Source organism: Bradyrhizobium sp. Ken01, assembly GCF_055807355.1.
In genome coordinates, this window is the sequence record NZ_JBVVPC010000001.1 from 116,237 (window position 1) to 131,801 (window position 15,565).

16 protein-coding genes are annotated in these 15,565 nt (G+C 64.6%); 9 read left to right on the forward strand and 7 right to left on the reverse strand.

All coding sequences use genetic code 11. The features are described 5' to 3' along the window. Positions 1–20: 20 nt before the first annotated feature. A complete protein-coding gene (locus AC0L3S_RS00520; protein ID WP_473263167.1) occupies positions 21–1,466 on the forward strand; it encodes a hypothetical protein in 1,446 nt (481 codons plus the stop codon). A gap of 1 nt (position 1,467) precedes the next feature. On the opposite strand, the gene AC0L3S_RS00525 is transcribed toward AC0L3S_RS00520, so the two are convergent. The 7 genes from AC0L3S_RS00525 to ku form a co-directional block, all read right to left on the reverse strand. After that, positions 1,468–2,151 carry a class I SAM-dependent methyltransferase gene (locus AC0L3S_RS00525; protein ID WP_473263168.1) on the reverse strand — a complete coding sequence of 228 codons (684 nt, stop codon included), beginning with the start codon at positions 2,149–2,151 and terminating at the stop codon, positions 1,468–1,470. A gap of 8 nt (positions 2,152–2,159) precedes the next feature. Further along, positions 2,160–3,155: a glycosyltransferase family 2 protein gene (locus AC0L3S_RS00530; protein ID WP_473263169.1), complete on the reverse strand. Its 996-nt coding sequence runs from the start codon at positions 3,153–3,155 to the stop codon at positions 2,160–2,162. Positions 3,156–3,331: 176 nt separating this feature from the next. Beyond that, complete coding sequence (locus AC0L3S_RS00535; RefSeq protein ID WP_473277745.1) at positions 3,332–4,894, reverse strand: glycosyltransferase family protein; 1,563 nt, start codon at positions 4,892–4,894, stop codon at positions 3,332–3,334. Between the two features lie 184 nt (positions 4,895–5,078). After that, entirely contained in the window at positions 5,079–5,243 is a 165-nt protein-coding gene (locus tag AC0L3S_RS00540) for a Flp family type IVb pilin (protein ID WP_275167744.1), read from the reverse strand. 191 nt (positions 5,244–5,434) lie between these two features. Continuing rightward, positions 5,435–5,617, reverse strand: coding sequence for a hypothetical protein (locus AC0L3S_RS00545; protein WP_473263171.1), 183 nt, complete (start codon positions 5,615–5,617; stop codon positions 5,435–5,437). Positions 5,618–5,792: 175 nt separating this feature from the next. Then, positions 5,793–6,029: a hypothetical protein gene (locus tag AC0L3S_RS00550; RefSeq protein ID WP_473277746.1), complete on the reverse strand. Its 237-nt coding sequence runs from the start codon at positions 6,027–6,029 to the stop codon at positions 5,793–5,795. A gap of 57 nt (positions 6,030–6,086) precedes the next feature. Then, the gene (gene ku, locus AC0L3S_RS00555; RefSeq protein ID WP_473277747.1) at positions 6,087–7,070 is read right to left on the reverse strand and encodes a non-homologous end joining protein Ku; all 984 of its coding nucleotides are present in this window, start codon (positions 7,068–7,070) and stop codon (positions 6,087–6,089) included. 234 nt (positions 7,071–7,304) lie between these two features. Between ku and AC0L3S_RS00560 the strand changes: the two genes are divergently transcribed. The 8 genes from AC0L3S_RS00560 (at position 7,305) to AC0L3S_RS00595 (ending at position 15,561) form a co-directional block, all read left to right on the forward strand. Further along, positions 7,305–7,460, forward strand: coding sequence for a hypothetical protein (locus AC0L3S_RS00560; RefSeq protein ID WP_007593402.1), 156 nt, complete (start codon positions 7,305–7,307; stop codon positions 7,458–7,460). 230 nt (positions 7,461–7,690) lie between these two features. Continuing rightward, complete coding sequence (locus AC0L3S_RS00565; protein WP_247349962.1) at positions 7,691–8,362, forward strand: response regulator transcription factor; 672 nt, start codon at positions 7,691–7,693, stop codon at positions 8,360–8,362. 121 nt (positions 8,363–8,483) lie between these two features. After that, positions 8,484–9,860: an ATP-binding protein gene (locus tag AC0L3S_RS00570; RefSeq protein WP_473263173.1), complete on the forward strand. Its 1,377-nt coding sequence runs from the start codon at positions 8,484–8,486 to the stop codon at positions 9,858–9,860. 159 nt (positions 9,861–10,019) lie between these two features. Continuing rightward, positions 10,020–11,420 (forward strand): hypothetical protein, encoded by a 1,401-nt coding sequence (locus AC0L3S_RS00575; protein ID WP_473277748.1) that lies wholly within the window; start codon positions 10,020–10,022, stop codon positions 11,418–11,420. 99 nt (positions 11,421–11,519) lie between these two features. Further along, a complete protein-coding gene (locus AC0L3S_RS00580; RefSeq protein WP_007593394.1) occupies positions 11,520–11,789 on the forward strand; it encodes a hypothetical protein in 270 nt (89 codons plus the stop codon). A gap of 130 nt (positions 11,790–11,919) precedes the next feature. Beyond that, entirely contained in the window at positions 11,920–13,035 is a 1,116-nt protein-coding gene (ccmI, locus tag AC0L3S_RS00585) for a c-type cytochrome biogenesis protein CcmI (RefSeq protein WP_473263175.1), read from the forward strand. Between the two features lie 37 nt (positions 13,036–13,072). Beyond that, positions 13,073–13,582, forward strand: coding sequence for a cytochrome c maturation protein CcmE (ccmE, locus tag AC0L3S_RS00590; protein ID WP_129269379.1), 510 nt, complete (start codon positions 13,073–13,075; stop codon positions 13,580–13,582). Then, on the forward strand, positions 13,579–15,561 hold the full coding sequence (locus AC0L3S_RS00595) for a heme lyase CcmF/NrfE family subunit (RefSeq protein WP_473277749.1): 1,983 nt from the start codon (positions 13,579–13,581) through the stop codon (positions 15,559–15,561). Before ccmE ends, AC0L3S_RS00595 begins: the two co-directional genes overlap by 4 nt. The last annotated feature ends 4 nt before the right edge of the window (positions 15,562–15,565 follow it).

A 15,565-nucleotide genomic window follows, 5' to 3' on the forward strand; every position in this document is an offset into this window, starting at 1 on the left:
CGCCCTAACTTGCGCTCGCCATGAGTGACCAGGCCGTCCACAGCGAGGTACATCCGTTTTCGGCGCGTGCGGCGCTTCCCTGGCTGGTGAGCCTTGGCGTGTATGCCCTGCTGCTGATCCTTGGACCGCGGCTGCTCAATGATCCCGACAGCTATTCCCACATCGAGGTTGGGCGCTGGATTATCGCGCACGGCACGCTGCCGGCGAGCGACCCATTTTCCTTTTCGAGGTACGGCGCCCCCTGGATCACCTTCGAATGGCTCTCGGAGATCATCTACGCCGGAGCCTACGCGCTTGCCGGCTGGCAGGGCGTCCTGGTCGTCGCCGCCGCGGCGATAGCGCTCGCCTTTGGCCTGTTCACCTTCTTCCTGCTGCGCGAGCTTTCGCCGACCCAGACGCTGCTCATGGTGATCGCGGCCGTCATCCTGTTGGCCCCGCATATGCTGGCGCGGCCACATGTGCTGGTGCTGCCGCTGATGGTGACCTGGGCGGCTGCCCTGGTGCGCTGCATGGATCGTGGAGGGCCTCCACCGTACTGGGCCCTCCCGCTGCTGGTCCTGTGGGCCAATCTGCACGGCAGTGTGGTGCTGGCGCTTGGGCTGATCGGCCCTGCGGGGCTCGAAGCGCTGCTGCGCGAGAAGCGCAGCGAATGGCCACGGGTATTCCTGCGGTGGCTGCCGTTCACCGCGCTCGCGGTCGCAGCGTCCTGCCTGACGCCCTACGGGCCGGAACCGCTGCTGATGCCGCTGACCACACTCGGTCTCGGCCCCGCGCTCGGTTGGATCGCGGAATGGCGGCCGCAGGATTTCAGCCACATAGGTTTCTTCGAGCTGCTGCTGCTGGGCGGCATATTGGCGCTCTCGCGTGGCGTGACGCTGCCGGTCGTGCGGGCCCTGGTCGTGATCGGCTTGCTGCATTTCGCGCTGGCCCAGATCCGCAATGCGGATCTGCTGGCCATGCTGGCGCCGCTCTATCTGGCGGCTCCGCTGGGGCGGATGTTCGGCGGACCGATTGGGGAAGATGCTGCCGGCTCGTCGCGCGGCCTGAACCTAGCCACGCTCGGCGTGTTGATCGTGGTGAGCGGGGCGGCACTGGCGCGTGATCTACGGCCGGCCACGGCCATTACCCCTCAGGCTGCCATCGCTGAAGCCAAACTCGCCACGGCGGGGCACGTGCTCAACGATTATTCCTTCGGCGGCTATCTGATCTTTGCCGGCATTCCAACCTTCATCGACGGTCGCGGTGAACTGTACGGGGGAGCGTTCATCAACCGCTACAATCGTGCCCTGGCGCTGGTCGACCTCGGCGACTTTCTCGAGTTGCTCGACGAATATAAGATCGGCGCGACCCTGCTTGCGCCGGGGACGCCGGCGATAGCGATGCTGGACCGGCTGCCCCAATGGCAGCGCGTCTACAGCGACGACGTGGCGGTCGTGCACAAGCGGCGAGATCTGCCGCAACGATAGATCAAGCGGTCCCGAAGGCTGCGTATTGGCCGCCGAGCGGCACGCCGCTCAGGGTCGCTTCGAGGCGCCGCGACGGTTTGGTGTTCCAGGGCAGCAGCAGGAAATGGCGCGCACCGATTTCGCGCAAGCCGCCGGCAGCCATCAATTTTCGGGTTGTGCCGGCACCGAGCAAGACGGCGTCCCGATCGAACTCACAACGCGCGACGGCAAGGCGGGTCAGCGGGTTGTACGGATTGTGCTCGATGACGCAGACGAGTCCCCCGGGGCGCGTCACGCGCCGCATCTCGGCGATGAATTGCGCCCATTCGGCCGGCACGACGTGGTGCATCACGCAGACGGCCGTGACCAGATCGAAGCTGGCATCATCGAAAGGAAAAGTGCGACCGTCAAACTCACGGTAGTCGACCCTGCCGTTGTCAGCGCGTGCCTGCGCCAGGCTGGCCGACGAAACGTCGATACCGCTCAAGCGGCCGACCATACCGTGCAGCAGGGGATGAAGGCTGCCGACGCCGCAGCCGACGTCCAGCATGTCCGGCCTCTCCGTGTCAAGCCGCTGCGCGATTAGATTGCCCAGGAGATCGGCCTTGGCGCGCATGAAGAAGTGATGCGGCAAGCCGGAGAAGTCGATCGAGGATTGGACCACGTCACGATAGTTGCCGTGGTAACCGTCGAAGAGTTCGGTCATGCGCTGGGTCACTGGTTGACGGCGTGGATCGCGGGTGCGGCCGCCGCCTCGTTGCGGTCGAAGCCGGCGCGGGTCTGCACCACGTAGAGCGGGCGACGTTTCACCTCGGCATGGATACGGCCGACGTAAAGCCCCACGATGCCCGTCATCAGCATGTTCATTCCACACAGCAGGGACACGACGACGATCGTCGAGGACCAGCCGGTGACGAGATGACTGTCGTTGCTGAGCCACAACAGGATCACCCAACCGCCGTAGAGCAGTGCGACTCCCGAGACCGTCAATCCGCACCAGATTGCGAGCCGCAAGGGCAGATCGGAAAAGCCGAGCGCGGCATTCATGGCGAGCCGCACCATCTTGAACAGCGGATATTTGGTCTCGCCCGCTGCACGCTCGAGGCGGTGGAAGGTGACCTCGGCCTGCCGGAAGCCGAGCCATGCGATCATGCCGCGTACGAAGCGGTCCTGCTCCGGCATCTGCCGAAGGGCGTCGAGCACCTTGCGATCGATCAGGCGGAAGTCGCCGACATCGGCGGGAATGCCGACCGAGGACATCCTGCCGAGAAGCCGGTAGAACAGATGCGCGGTGGCGCGCTTGAATCGGCTTTCGCCGTCGCGCGACAGGCGGCGGGCGTGGACGATGTCGTTGCCTTCCTGCCATTTTGCGATCAATTGCTCGATCACTTCGGGCGGATCCTGCAAATCGGCATCCATGACGATGATCGCTTCACCTTGCGCTGCGTCCATGCCGGCGGTGATGGCGATCTGATGGCCGAAATTCCGCGACAAGCCGATATAGCGAAAGCGCGGGTCGCGCGTGGCGAGCGCCTCTAGCACGATCGAGCTGGAATCACTGCTGCCGTCGTCGACGAAGATTGCTTCCGCCGGCCCGTCGAGCCGGGACAAGACCAGGTCGAGCCTGCGCAGCAGCACCGGCAACACGGCTTCCTCGTTGAACACGGGGATGACGAGGCTGTAGCGGATCGACTGGATATTGGCCGCCATGCGAGAGATTCCAACCCGTTGCAGGAGCGGAAGTCTATGCCGGCGGTGGTTAAGGTCGCCTTGCCACAACCATTAAGGATATGGGGCACCGGGGGTGGCTTGCATTGAGTGGGCGCGGATGGTGATGCCCGATTAACCACGCTGGGCAGCCGCGGCTTGGGCCCAGGACTTGCGACTTAGGACTTGCGGCGGATCTTGTAGAGAACAAATCGATCCGAGGTGTCCAGCGCCTCCAGCAGATCCGGCAGCGGGTTTGGGGCCCGCGGCCCGAGGACGTAGAGATAGTCGTAATCGTGGTGCCAGGTGCGAACGAAGGGCGGAACGCCGGCCGGCGGCCGGCTTGCCGCAATCGCGGTAAGCATGCTTAGCGGCATCGGCGCCCCGTAGGGAATGGCAAGACGGCGCACGTCTTCGCGTGGCCGCACGGGCTGCTTGCCCGCTTCCGTGAATAGATTGGGCACGAACGCGTTGGCATAGTGCACGGCGAGCGTAGGCGCATAATACATTGGATATGAGGTAAGGTCGGCGAACGGCGGGTCTCCATTGTCGTCCGTGCTGGCGACGAGGATGCGCGAACCGCGGTCGATCTTGCGGAACGACTCGACAATGGCAGCATAGTCGGTGCGGTAAGGCAACCACACCGCGAGCACGACGGCGAGATTGATCAGTATGATGCCACTGATCGCGGCGAGCGCTGCCATGCTCCATGCCCGGCTCGGCAGCGTCAGCGAGCAGAAGGCGGGCAGGATCAGAGCCGCAGCGGGGATCACGCGAAGGTCGACGAACGAGGTTCCGAACAGCTGCGAGGGAATGACGACGTAGAGCAGCGCGAAGCCGATCGCGAGCCAGATCCCGGCTGTGTCGAGCTTGAGGACGCCGCGTCTTGCGGCGAAAAACAGCGCGATCATCAGCGCAAGCCCGGTCGCCGCCGCGATCGTCAGATTGTAACCGTTCATGATGCGCAACGGCCAGATCGGCTTGAATCCGAGAAACCAGCTCGTTCCTTCGCTTCCGATCGATCCCGCGGTCATGCGCATGATCCCAAACAGGCCAAGCGCGGGTATGGCCAACGCGCCGAGCCGCGCGGCGGCGACACCGTACGAAATTCGCCCATGCCGGATGCGCGAGAGCTCGTAAAGGCCGAGCGTCGCGCCGTAGATGCCGAGGGAGAAGAAATGCGCCGCAAACAGCGCAGCGACGAAGACCATGTTGACGACGAAACGCAGTGGCCATGGGCGCTCCGCGAGCCCCAGATAGACGGCGATGCCGCAGAGAGCGAGGCCCAGTCCGAACTCGAAATTCACGAAGCCCCAGCTGAACGGCAGACAGAAAAGGAAAGCGAGCGCCGCAAAGCCGGCGAGATGGACCCGTCCCTTCCGGGCCCATTCGAGCAAAAGCGCGCCGCCGACGATCAGCAATTGGCTCAGGAACAGGAACAGCCGCGTGGCGCTCTCGACGCTGATCAGCCGCGCCATTTGCGGCACCAGCAGATCCATTCCAAGGTTGGGATAGAATGCCCAGGCCACTTCGTAATGCGGATTGGCGTTGGGGGTGCCGTTCTGGCTCAGAATATACATCCGGGCGAGGTGATTGGGATAGTCGACCATCGCGGGGATAGGGGTCAGCAGCACCGGAAGAAACGACAGGGCCGCCAGGACGGCAAGAACGGTGATCGCCACCGACCGGTCCGAGCCAAGACGAGCCCGGATTGTCGAGGTCGGCTTGTCGGAAGGAATCATGTCATAGGGCCGCTGGAGTTTGAGCTTACGCTCAACGACGGCGCAACCGCGCGACACAACGCCATAATGTGAACTTCGCGAAAATCAAGCTGGGGTCGCCGCCGCATCGGAAGGAGGAGCCCGTCATCCGGCGCGCTGCACGCGGACTTGTGCTGATGAGATTGCAGCGCGCCGGCTATGCTGGCTACTTGACCGCCGCACTGATCGAGTTGAATTTGCCGCTCAGGAGTGCGCTGCCGGTGTTGTTCACGGCCGCGATGATCGCAAACGCGATGCCGGTGGCGATCAGACAATACTCGATGGCGGTGGCACCATTTTCGTCGGCAAGAAATGACTTGAGTAAAGTCATCGTCAACTCCTGTTCATCCGTCCAACCTACGCTGGTGCCGTTTTCGGAATGGTAAATTGATTCACTAAGTTTTCGTGGGCGCGCCAAAATGCAGGTCGGATGGTCCTCACCTGCCGCTGATATGGTGTCATCGATTGACTTAAGGTTTCGTCACCCAATTCGGACGCATTAGGCGATGTCGTCATCCCGTCTCAGGACGAGATCTGGCGTTCCGGCGCGGCCTTGCCGGGGCGTTTCAGCACCGTTGCCAGGCGTCCGACCAGATAGCTCAGCGCGCACGGCTGCGCCCGCGCGAAGCTGCCGGCAAGGCTTTCTGCCTCCGCCGCGTCGTTGACGATGCCGATGTAGTTCTTTCTGGCGTCCTGCTGCTGCACGAGCCTGCAAATCCCGGGTTCAATCGAAGGGCGACCATGCTGCGCTGAGCGGGAAGCGTGGGTTAATTTTGTATTCCGTAGGATTACGTGCCGCCCCCGGCAACTGTGAGCAGACGCTGAAAGCGCGGCTTGGCTTAACCGATTGTTGAGCCTGTTCTCGAGCGGGGCGCCGGGCTCACTCGCGCCGACCGTCCGCATTCAGCGCCCGCAACACCGCGATGCGGGCGAACATCATCCAGCCGCCGCCGGTCTCGGCCGCGTTGATCAGGGTTTCGATCGCGGTCTGCCAGTGGCTCGCATGCTGCGTATCCTCGGGCAGTCGCATGATGTGATCGGCAGCTTCTTGCAGCGTCCGAAGCTTGCGCCCGCCACCTAACGAAATGGGGTCGTCGAACGCAGTCGACCAGGGCATGTCAGGTCGGCCGACCGGCGAGGCGAGGCATCACGGCGTCGTCGCTGCGCGATGCTGCTACCCGGCCTTCTTCGCCCGCACCGGCCTGTCGGCCTTTTTGGGAGCGGCTTTCGCAGCAGTGTCCTTGCCGCCCTTGCCGGCGATCGGCAGCAGCATCTCGCGCTGGCCTTCGACGCGCTTCTTCGGCTTCTTGCCCTTGACGGTGTCCTTGCTCGCGTCCTTGGTCGCGTCCTTGGCCACCTTCGCCGCCGGGCTTGCGTCCTTCTCGTTCGCGATGCTCTTCTTCAGCGCGTCCATGAGGTTGATGACGTTGCCGCCGGTCTTGGGCGCGGTCTTCGCGGTGATGGGTGCGCCGCTGCGCTTCTTGTTGATGAGGTCGATCAGCGCGGTCTCGTAATGGTCCTCGAACAGCTCGGGCTCGAACGCGCCGGACTTCTTCTCGACGATGTGCTTTGCGAGGTCGAGCATGTCCTTGGTCAGCTTCACGTCCTGGATGTCGTCGAAATAATCCTTCTCGCCGCGGACCTCGTAGGGATAGCGCAGCAGTGTCCCCATCAGGCCGCTCCCGAGCGGCTCCAGCGCGATGATGTGCTCGCGGTTGGTCAGCACCACGCGGCCGATCGCGACCTTGTCCATGCTCCGGATCGTCTCGCGGATCACCGCAAAGGCGTCGTGGCCGACCTTGCCATCAGGCACGAGATAATAGGGACGGATCAGATAGCGGCTGTCGATGTCGGTCTTTGGTACGAACTCGTCGATCTCGATCGTGTGGGTGGAGTCCAGCGCGATGTCGTCGAGCTCGTCCTTGGTGACCTCGATATAGGTGTCGGTGTCGACCTTGTAGCCCTTGACGATGTCCTCCGAGGTCACCTCGTCACCGGTCTCGGCGTCGACCTTGAGGTACTTGATCCGGTGCCCGGTCTTGCGGTTGATCTGGTTGAACGAGACCTTCTCGGTATCCGAAGTGGCCGGATAGAGCGCGACCGGGCAGGTCACGAGCGACAAACGCAGAAAACCCTTCCAATTGGCGCGGGGGGCCATGGGCTACTCCAAACGCAACGGGGACAGAAGACAAAGATACCATCGGGGAACACCGAATCATAGCAAGGCGGATCGCTGAATCTTGCAACTGCGTTAACCGGTCGCCCGGCGCACGGTTGCAGCCGGATCCGGCCGCAAAGGCCGGAACATCATATCCGGTCAAGCGTTGCCACGGGACATTCCGCCGCGAGGAGTCGCGGCCATTCGACGCGACAGCCGGAAATTGAGGTCACCATGGCAACCACGCGAGACCAACGTCAGATCGTGGAAACTCCAACCGAGGCGCGCCAGGGCGAGCCCGGGCCGTCGGTGGCGGCGCTGCTCGCCATATCCACCGGGCTCGCGATCCTGATCCTCGCGGTCATCTGGTTCGTGTTCTTCCGGACCTGATCGGCAGATCGCCCGGACGGTTCGCACCTTCCGACTCGCCGCTTAACGCGGCACATTGCGCCCGCCATGCCGCCGGTTCGTCCGGTGGCCTGGCGGGCGCAGTGCGTTGACCGCGAACGGGTCGGATATGACTAAAAAGTAACGCGGCGGGTTCCCCGTGTTCATATTCAGTTCACGCCGGAATTGCTCATCTGTGCGGGTGTTCATGCGGCCTAATTCTGGAGAGAAGCGTGCGCTTGCTCGTCGTTGAGGACGACCCCGATCTCAATCGCCAGCTTACCAAGGCGCTGACCGACGCCGGCTATGTCGTCGATCGCGCCTTCGACGGCGAGGAGGGGCATTATCTCGGTGACAACGAGCCCTATGACGCCGTGGTGCTCGACATCGGCCTGCCGAAGAAGGACGGCATCTCGGTGCTGGAAGCCTGGCGCCGCAACGGCCGCACCATGCCGGTCCTGATCCTCACCGCGCGCGACCGCTGGAGCGACAAGGTCCAGGGCTTCGATGCCGGTGCCGACGACTATGTCGCAAAGCCGTTCCACCTGGAGGAGGTGCTGGCGCGCATCCGCGCGCTGCTGCGCCGCTCCACCGGCCATGCCCAGAGCGAGCTGAGCTGCGGCCCCGTCACGCTCGACACCAGGACCGGCCGGGTCAGCGTGTCAGGCAATCCCATCAAGATGACCTCGCACGAATATCGGCTTCTGGCCTACCTGATGCACCATTCGGGCCGCGTCGTGTCCCGCACCGAACTGGTCGAGCATCTCTACGACCAGGACTTCGACCGCGACTCCAACACCATCGAGGTCTTCGTCGGCCGCATCCGCAAGAAGCTCGACGTCGACATCATCCAGACCGTCCGTGGCCTCGGCTATCTCCTGACCCCGCCGGCCCCCGGCGCTTGAAGCGCGGTGTCTCGAACGATCTTGTCTAGACGTATCTTGGCTTGACGGGCGGCGCGGCAGGGGCCTTGTTCGGGTTATGAGTTCCGACGCCATGCCACCCCGCGCCTCCGGGATCATTCCGATGCCCGCCAGCTCGCTTGCGAACCGCCTGTTCCTGTCGGCGACCGCGTGGCTCGTGGTGATCCTGGCCATCACCGGCGTGGTGCTGTCGTCGGTCTACAAGAACGCCACCGAGCGCGCCTTCGACCGCCGGCTCAATCTCTATCTCCGCACGTTGATCGCCGAGGTCGCCACTCCCGACGAGCCGCCGGACCGCCAGTTCCAGTCGCTCGGCGAGCCTCTGTTCGAGCTGCCGTTGTCCGGCTGGTACTGGCAGATCACGCGGACCGACACCGAAAAGCCGGAGGTGCGCTCCTCGCGCTCGCTTTGGGACAAGAAGCTGCCGAAGCTGGAGGAGCAGGGCACCGAGCTTACCGCCGCCGGCATCCGGATCGCTTATGTCGATGGTCCCGAGGGACAGAACCTGCGCATGGTGGAGCGGCCGGTCGATCTCGGCGCGGACGGCAAATTTCTCGTCAGTGTCGCCGGCGACGACACCGAGATTTTCGATGAGACGCGCAGTTTCGATTACTATCTCGGCGGCACCTTCACCGCGCTAGGCATCGTGCTGCTGCTGACCACCGTGTTTCAGGTCCGCTTTGGTCTCGCGCCGCTCAAACGCATCTCCGAATCCATCGCCGACATCCGGTCCGGGCGGGCGGAGCGGCTCGAGGGCGAGTTCCCGGTCGAGATCGCACCGCTGGCGCGCGAGACCAACGCGCTGATCGACGCCAATCGCGAGATCGTCGAGCGCGCCCGCACCCATGTCGGCAATCTCGCCCACGCCATCAAGACGCCGCTCTCGGTCATCGTGAACGAGGCCGGCGCGCATGCCGCCGATCCGTTCGCGGCCAAGGTGATGGAGCAGGCCGACGTAATGCGCGACCAGGTCGCCCATCATCTCGAGCGCGCGCGCATCGCGGCGCGGGTCTCGGTCGTCGCGACGGTGACGGAGGTTGCACCGGCCATCGAGGCATTGCGGCGGACCATGGAGAAGATCCACCGCGGCCGCGGCATCGTGGTCGAGGCCGAAGCCGATCCGTCGGCGAAATTTCGCGGCGAGCGGCAGGATCTGGAGGAGATGGTCGGCAATCTCGTCGACAACGCCTGCAAATGGGCGGCCTCGCGGGTCTTCATCGAAGTTCTGGTGGAGGCGCCTCATCAGGCGAGCGCCGGTCCGCGGCTGCATATCGTCGTCGACGACGACGGCCGCGGCCTGTCGGAGGCCGAACGTACCCAGGTCTCACGGCGCGGCCAACGGCTCGACGAGTCCAAGCCCGGATCGGGGCTGGGGCTGTCGATCGTGACCGAGCTCGCTGCGCTCTACGGCGGCAGCCTCTCACTCGGCCGCGCGCCGACCGGGGGCTTGCGGGCGGAGCTGGTCCTCCCCGGAATATAATCCCTTGTTCCGACGCGACTATTTGGCCTCCTGGGCGTCGATCCAGATGAAACCAGGGGTATTCGGAGCGACTTCCTAAACGGCTTCTTAAGTGGGCCCTCCTATGATCGGGCAGGACGGATCCCAGGTCCGCCATTTTACCGTTCATTACCCGGGCGCATGAGCCAGACATCGATCGAGCGGCTGAGGGAATATCTCGCGCAGCTCCCGCCGCAGGCGCAGGCGCTGCTGATGCGGGAGTTCGAGCGTGCGCTCGAGCGCGGCCAGGACACGGCCGTGGCAACCCTCGTGCTCGACCAGCTGCGCAAGATCGTCCGCAAGACGGAAGCCGACGCCGCCCCACCGCCGCGTACGGACGATCTGTCGCGGCTGCTGTTCCAGGTGCTGGAACCATTCTTGGTCGAAGCAGGCGCCCCGATCCGGGCCGGGCAGATCCGCCGCTCTTCGCTGGCTCCGATCTGGCAATGGCTCGGCCGCGACGGTGCTCCGGCGAAGCTGAGCGAATTCGAGGCGGCGCTGGCGCGCATGCCGGCCGACAGCGCAGGGCAGGTTGAAGCGCTGGCCTCGAGGCTCCAGGCGGTCGCTGCGGATGCCATCTTCGAGCTGACGGGGCCGGGCGGGGGTGACAAATCGCGTGCGCTCGCACGCGTTGGCCCGCCCAACGTGATCGAGGATCTCTATTCGACCGGGGCGGTGCTCGCGGTCCGCGAGGCTATTGCCACCTTGAACGAGAAGCTGCCGCGCTCCTTGCGCGCCTTCGGCGATGCCCAGATCGCCTCGGTGACTGCCGCGCTCAACATTCCCGTGCTTCAGACGCCGCAGATGCTGCCCTTCGCGCTCTCCATCGTCGTGCAGCGGATGACCGCGCCGTGGCAGATCATCCGCCTCGCCATCAAGATTGCCGCGTCCGACGACGAGATCCGTGTTGCGGCAACGCCCTATGGCGTCGCCGTCACGATCGCGCTGCATGATCTGTCCTGCGTGGCCGCCATCCTGCGCATGGACATCAAGCGCGGCCATTTCGACAATGTCGCCGCCAACCTCAAGACGCTGCACGACGGCGTCCGAGGCCTGCGTACCGAGCTCGACCTGCGCAACGATTCCCCCTGGGGCAAGCAGTTGACCTCGATCCGGGCCGACATCTCCAACGCACTGCAATCCGAGATCGACAGTGTTCCCGGCCGCGTCCGCCGCATCCTGCGCCAGCGCGCCGAGAAGGACATTCCTCCGGGCGCGCGGATCGACAGCACCGAGGTCGAGGAAACCGTCGCGCTGATCGATTTCGTCGCGACCTGCCGCAATTATGCGAGCGAGCTTGCGATCAACGAGGTGACACTGCGCACCTATTCCGACCTGCAGCAATATGTCGAGCGTTCGACCGAGCAGCTGGTGCAGTCGCTGCGCGGCGCCGATCACAAGGTCCGCACCTATCGGCAGCAGCAGGTGCAGGCCGCGATCCGCTTCTGCCAGGTGCTGTTCGGCGATGACTATGCCTCGCTGATGAGCCGCGCCGCGGAGAACGCGGCCACGGGCGAGCGCAAATCGTCGCGCGCGAGTTGATCCAGGCGCATCTTTTTGTGATCACAATTTCAGGTTGACGGTGTCGGTGGCTGGCCCTACGGTCGCCGTGCAAATTTTGATATTTCTATCTGTGGGCGCATGAAATCCGTTATCAGTTCCATCGAAATCGAGAATCGCGTCGTCGTTGCCAAATATCAAAGGCTGATGGTCGGCGCGAAAGTGGTGCTGGTCGAGAAGGCAAGCGGTCGGCAGCTTCCTGAGACCGTCACCAGGGTGGCATCGCCCGTTCCCGTCGGCGCGTTGCGCATCAGATTGCCCGACGCCATCGAACCGGGAACATACTTCCTGAAGGCCTTCAACGGGCATGGCGAGGACGCCGCTCAAAGTGCGGACTTCGAGATCGGCTAAGCCGTTGGATTTTCACCGTTTCGGGACTGTGTGCGTCGCGCCGAATTGACAATTGTCAATTGCCGCATCGTCCGGCCGTGGTGTAAAGCCACCTGTGGGCGCGGCTTGCGCGCTGCCGGAAGCTTGTCAGATGATGCTATGGTTCGTGTTCGCGCTGATGACGGTGGCGGCGATCTTCGCCGTGCTTTTGCCGCTCGGCCGTAGCGGACGCGCGCAAAATCAGGGCAGCGAGGTCGCGGTCTACAAGGACCAACTCGCCGAGATCGAGCGTGATCTTGCCGCAGGGTTGATCGCAGCGCCCGAAGCCGAGGCCGCGCGCGTCGAGGTCAGCCGCAGGCTGCTTGCCGCGGCTGGCAGCGAGCCCGCAACGGCACCGAAATCCAGCCTCAAATGGCGCCGCGCGGCGGCCGTGCTGGCGCTTGCCGGCCTGCCGCTGGTTGCGATCGGCGTCTATGTGCCGCTCGGCTCGCCCAGGCTTCAGGACTTTCCGCTGGCGCAGCGGGAGCGCGGATCCGGGTCCGGCATGGCCCAGTCGCTCGAGAATCTGGTCGTACAGGTCGAGCAACATCTGGAAAAGAATCCAACCGATGGGCGCGGCTGGAACGTGATCGCGCCCGTGCTGGAGCGGCTTGGCCGCTTCGACGACGCCGTGCGCGCCTATCGCAACTCGCTCACCTACAATGGCGAGAGCGCGGAGCGCCGGTCCGATCTCGGCGAAGCGATCTCGGCCGCCGCCGGCGGCGTCGTGACCGCCGAAGCCAAGACCGAGTTCGAGCGCGCGCGGGCGCTCAGCGCCGACGACCCGAAAGCGAACTACTTCCTCGGTCTCGCCGCCGAGCAGGACGGCCGCAAGGACGATGCCGCCAATATCTGGCGCGCGCTGCTGGCGAAAGCGCCGGCGGATGCACCGTGGCGCCCTCTGGTGCAGACCTCGCTCGCGCGGGTCGGCGGCGGTGGCGTGACGATGCCGGCGCTGTCGGATGAGACCCTCGCAGCTTCCAAGGACATGAAAGAGGGCGATCGCAACGCGATGGTTCGCGGCATGGTCGAACGGCTCGCCACGCGCCTCAAGCAGAACGGTGACGACGTCGAGGGTTGGCTGCGCCTGGTGCGCGCCTATCTCGTGATGGGTGATCGCGACAAGGCGGTCGGGGCATCGACCGACGCCCGCCAGGCCGTTGCCAACGATGCAGCGCGGTTGCGCCAGCTCGATGAAGGCCTCAAGACGCTCGGGCTCGACGGATGACGATGTCAGGACGAGACGGGCAGGGAACGGATACGCCATGACGCGCAAGCAGCGACGTATGACCATCATCGGCGGCTCGCTTGCCGTGCTCGCGCTGGCGGCCGCGCTGGTGCTCAACGCGCTGCGCGACTCGATCGTATTCTTCTCGACGCCGACCATGGTCGCCGAGAAGCACGTTGCGCCCGGCAAGCGGTTTCGCCTCGGGGGCCTGGTGCAGCCCGGCTCGCTCCAGCGCGGCGACAATCTCGCAGTGACCTTCGAGGTCGCCGACGGCGGTGCAAAGCTTCCGGTCGCCTTCAAGGGCATTTTGCCTGATCTGTTCCGGGAAGGGCAGGGCGTCGTCGCCGAAGGCGCGCTCGACGCCAATGGCGTGTTCAAGGCTGACACCGTGCTTGCCAAGCACGACGAAACCTACATGCCAAAGGACGTCGCCGATGCCCTGAAGAAGCAGGGGCACTGGAAGGATGATTACGGCGCCAAGGCTTCCGACGGCGTCAAGCCCGCGGCTACGACCGCGCAGGGCAATTCGCAGGGAGCAGTGCGGTGATCGCGGAGTCGGGACATTATGCGCTGGTGCTGGCGCTCGGGCTGGCACTGATCCAGTCCATCGTGCCCCTGATCGGCGCGCGGCTGCGCGATGACGCGCTGATGAATGTGGCGCGCTCCACTGCGCTGGCGCAGCTTCTGTTCGTCGGTGCGTCGTTCATCGCGCTGGTGATGCTGCACGTGGAGTCGGACTTCTCCGTCGTCAACGTCTACGAGAATTCCCACTCCATGAAGCCGCTGCTCTACAAGATCACCGGCGTGTGGGGAAACCATGAAGGCTCGATGCTCTTGTGGGTGTCGATCCTCGCGCTGTTCGGCGGATTGGTCGCGGCCTTCGGCAATAATCTGCCGCTGTCGCTGCGCGCGCATGTGCTGGCCGTACAGGCGTGGATCGCCAGCGCTTTCTATCTCTTCATCCTTGTGACCTCCAACCCGTTCCTGCGCATCGCCAACCCGCCGATCGAGGGACGCGATCTCAATCCGGTGCTTCAGGACATCGGTCTCGCCGTGCATCCGCCAATGCTCTATCTCGGCTATGTCGGCTTCTCGATCTCGTTTTCCTTCGCGATCGCGGCGTTGCTGGAGGGGCGGATCGATGCCGCGTGGGCGCGCTGGGTGCGGCCATGGACGCTGGTCGCCTGGATCTTCCTGACCCTCGGTATCGCCATGGGCTCCTACTGGGCCTATTACGAGCTGGGGTGGGGCGGCTGGTGGTTCTGGGACCCGGTCGAGAACGCCTCGCTGATGCCGTGGCTTGCCGGAACAGCGCTGCTGCATTCGGCGCTGGTGATGGAGAAGCGCAACGCGTTGAAGGTCTGGACCATCCTCTTGTCGATCCTGACTTTCTCGCTATCGCTGCTCGGCACCTTCCTGGTGCGCTCGGGTGTCATCACCTCGGTGCATGCCTTCGCGACCGATCCAACCCGCGGCGTGTTCATTCTCCTGATTCTCTGCCTGTTCATCGGGGGCAGCCTGTCGCTGTTCGCGGGGCGCGCGACGTCGTTGAAGCAGGGCGGCCTGTTCGCGCCGATCTCGCGCGAGGGCGCGCTGGTGCTGAACAATCTGCTGCTCACGGTCGCCTGCGCGGTGGTGCTGTTCGGTACGCTCTATCCGCTGGCGATGGAGATGCTTGCCGATTTCAAGATGTCGGTCGGTGCTCCCTTCTACAATCTCACCTTCGCTCCGCTGTTCACGCTATTGCTGCTCGCCGTGCCGTTCGGGCCGATGCTGGCTTGGAAGCGCGGCGATCTGCTCGGCGTCACCCAGCGTCTGCTCGCGGCCGGCGTTGCCGGGCTCGTCGCCGTCGCCATGGTCTGGGGCTGGGTGCTCGGCGGCAGCGCGCTCGCGCCATTGGCAATCGGACTTGGCGTCTTTGTCATCGCCGGTGCCGTCACAGATATCGCCGAGCGGATCGGCCTGGTGCGGTTACCGTTCGCAACGGCACTGCATCGGGCCCGCGGCCTGCCGCGCTCGGCCTGGGGCTCCGCGTTTGCGCATGCCGGTCTCGGCGTCGCGCTGATCGGGATCGTCTGCGAGACCACCTGGAACAGCGAATATATCGCGACAATGAAACAGAACGACGTCGCCCATGTCGCCGGCTATGACGTGAAGCTCGACGGTCTGTTTCAGCGTCAAGGGCCGAACTTCCGCGAGATGATCGCCGAATTCAACGTCAGCAGTGACGGTGAGAAGCTCAGCGTGATGACGCCGTCCAAGCGCAGCTTCACCACCCGCGGCTCCTCGACCACCGAGGCCGCCCTGCTGACGCGCAGCGCAAGCCAGCTCTACATCTCGCTCGGCGACGCCACCGCCGAGGGCGCCATCGCCGTGCGCATCTATCACAAGCCGCTGGTGCTGCTGATCTGGTGGGGACCTGTGCTGATGGCGTTCGGCGGCGTGCTGTCGCTGTCGGACCGGCGCCTGCGGGTGGGTGCGCCAAAACCGGCGCGGACCAAGCAGCGCCTGCAGCCGGCGGAGTGATCCG

Excerpts from the sequence above, each read along its gene's own strand:
- AC0L3S_RS00560 (WP_007593402.1), top strand. The coding sequence starts at position 7,305 with ATGGCAACCACGCGAGACCAACGTCAGATCGTGGAAACTCCAACCGAG.
- AC0L3S_RS00525 (WP_473263168.1), bottom strand. The coding sequence starts at position 2,151 with ATGACCGAACTCTTCGACGGTTACCACGGCAACTATCGTGACGTGGTC.
- ccmI (WP_473263175.1), top strand. The coding sequence starts at position 11,920 with ATGATGCTATGGTTCGTGTTCGCGCTGATGACGGTGGCGGCGATCTTC.
- AC0L3S_RS00535 (WP_473277745.1), bottom strand. The coding sequence starts at position 4,894 with ATGATTCCTTCCGACAAGCCGACCTCGACAATCCGGGCTCGTCTTGGC.
- ku (WP_473277747.1), bottom strand. The coding sequence starts at position 7,070 with ATGGCCCCCCGCGCCAATTGGAAGGGTTTTCTGCGTTTGTCGCTCGTG.
- ccmE (WP_129269379.1), top strand. The coding sequence starts at position 13,073 with ATGACGCGCAAGCAGCGACGTATGACCATCATCGGCGGCTCGCTTGCC.
- AC0L3S_RS00530 (WP_473263169.1), bottom strand. The coding sequence starts at position 3,155 with ATGGCGGCCAATATCCAGTCGATCCGCTACAGCCTCGTCATCCCCGTG.
- AC0L3S_RS00575 (WP_473277748.1), top strand. The coding sequence starts at position 10,020 with ATGAGCCAGACATCGATCGAGCGGCTGAGGGAATATCTCGCGCAGCTC.
- AC0L3S_RS00520 (WP_473263167.1), top strand. The coding sequence starts at position 21 with ATGAGTGACCAGGCCGTCCACAGCGAGGTACATCCGTTTTCGGCGCGT.
- AC0L3S_RS00540 (WP_275167744.1), bottom strand. The coding sequence starts at position 5,243 with ATGACTTTACTCAAGTCATTTCTTGCCGACGAAAATGGTGCCACCGCC.
- AC0L3S_RS00550 (WP_473277746.1), bottom strand. The coding sequence starts at position 6,029 with ATGCCCTGGTCGACTGCGTTCGACGACCCCATTTCGTTAGGTGGCGGG.
- AC0L3S_RS00580 (WP_007593394.1), top strand. The coding sequence starts at position 11,520 with ATGAAATCCGTTATCAGTTCCATCGAAATCGAGAATCGCGTCGTCGTT.
- AC0L3S_RS00570 (WP_473263173.1), top strand. The coding sequence starts at position 8,484 with ATGCCCGCCAGCTCGCTTGCGAACCGCCTGTTCCTGTCGGCGACCGCG.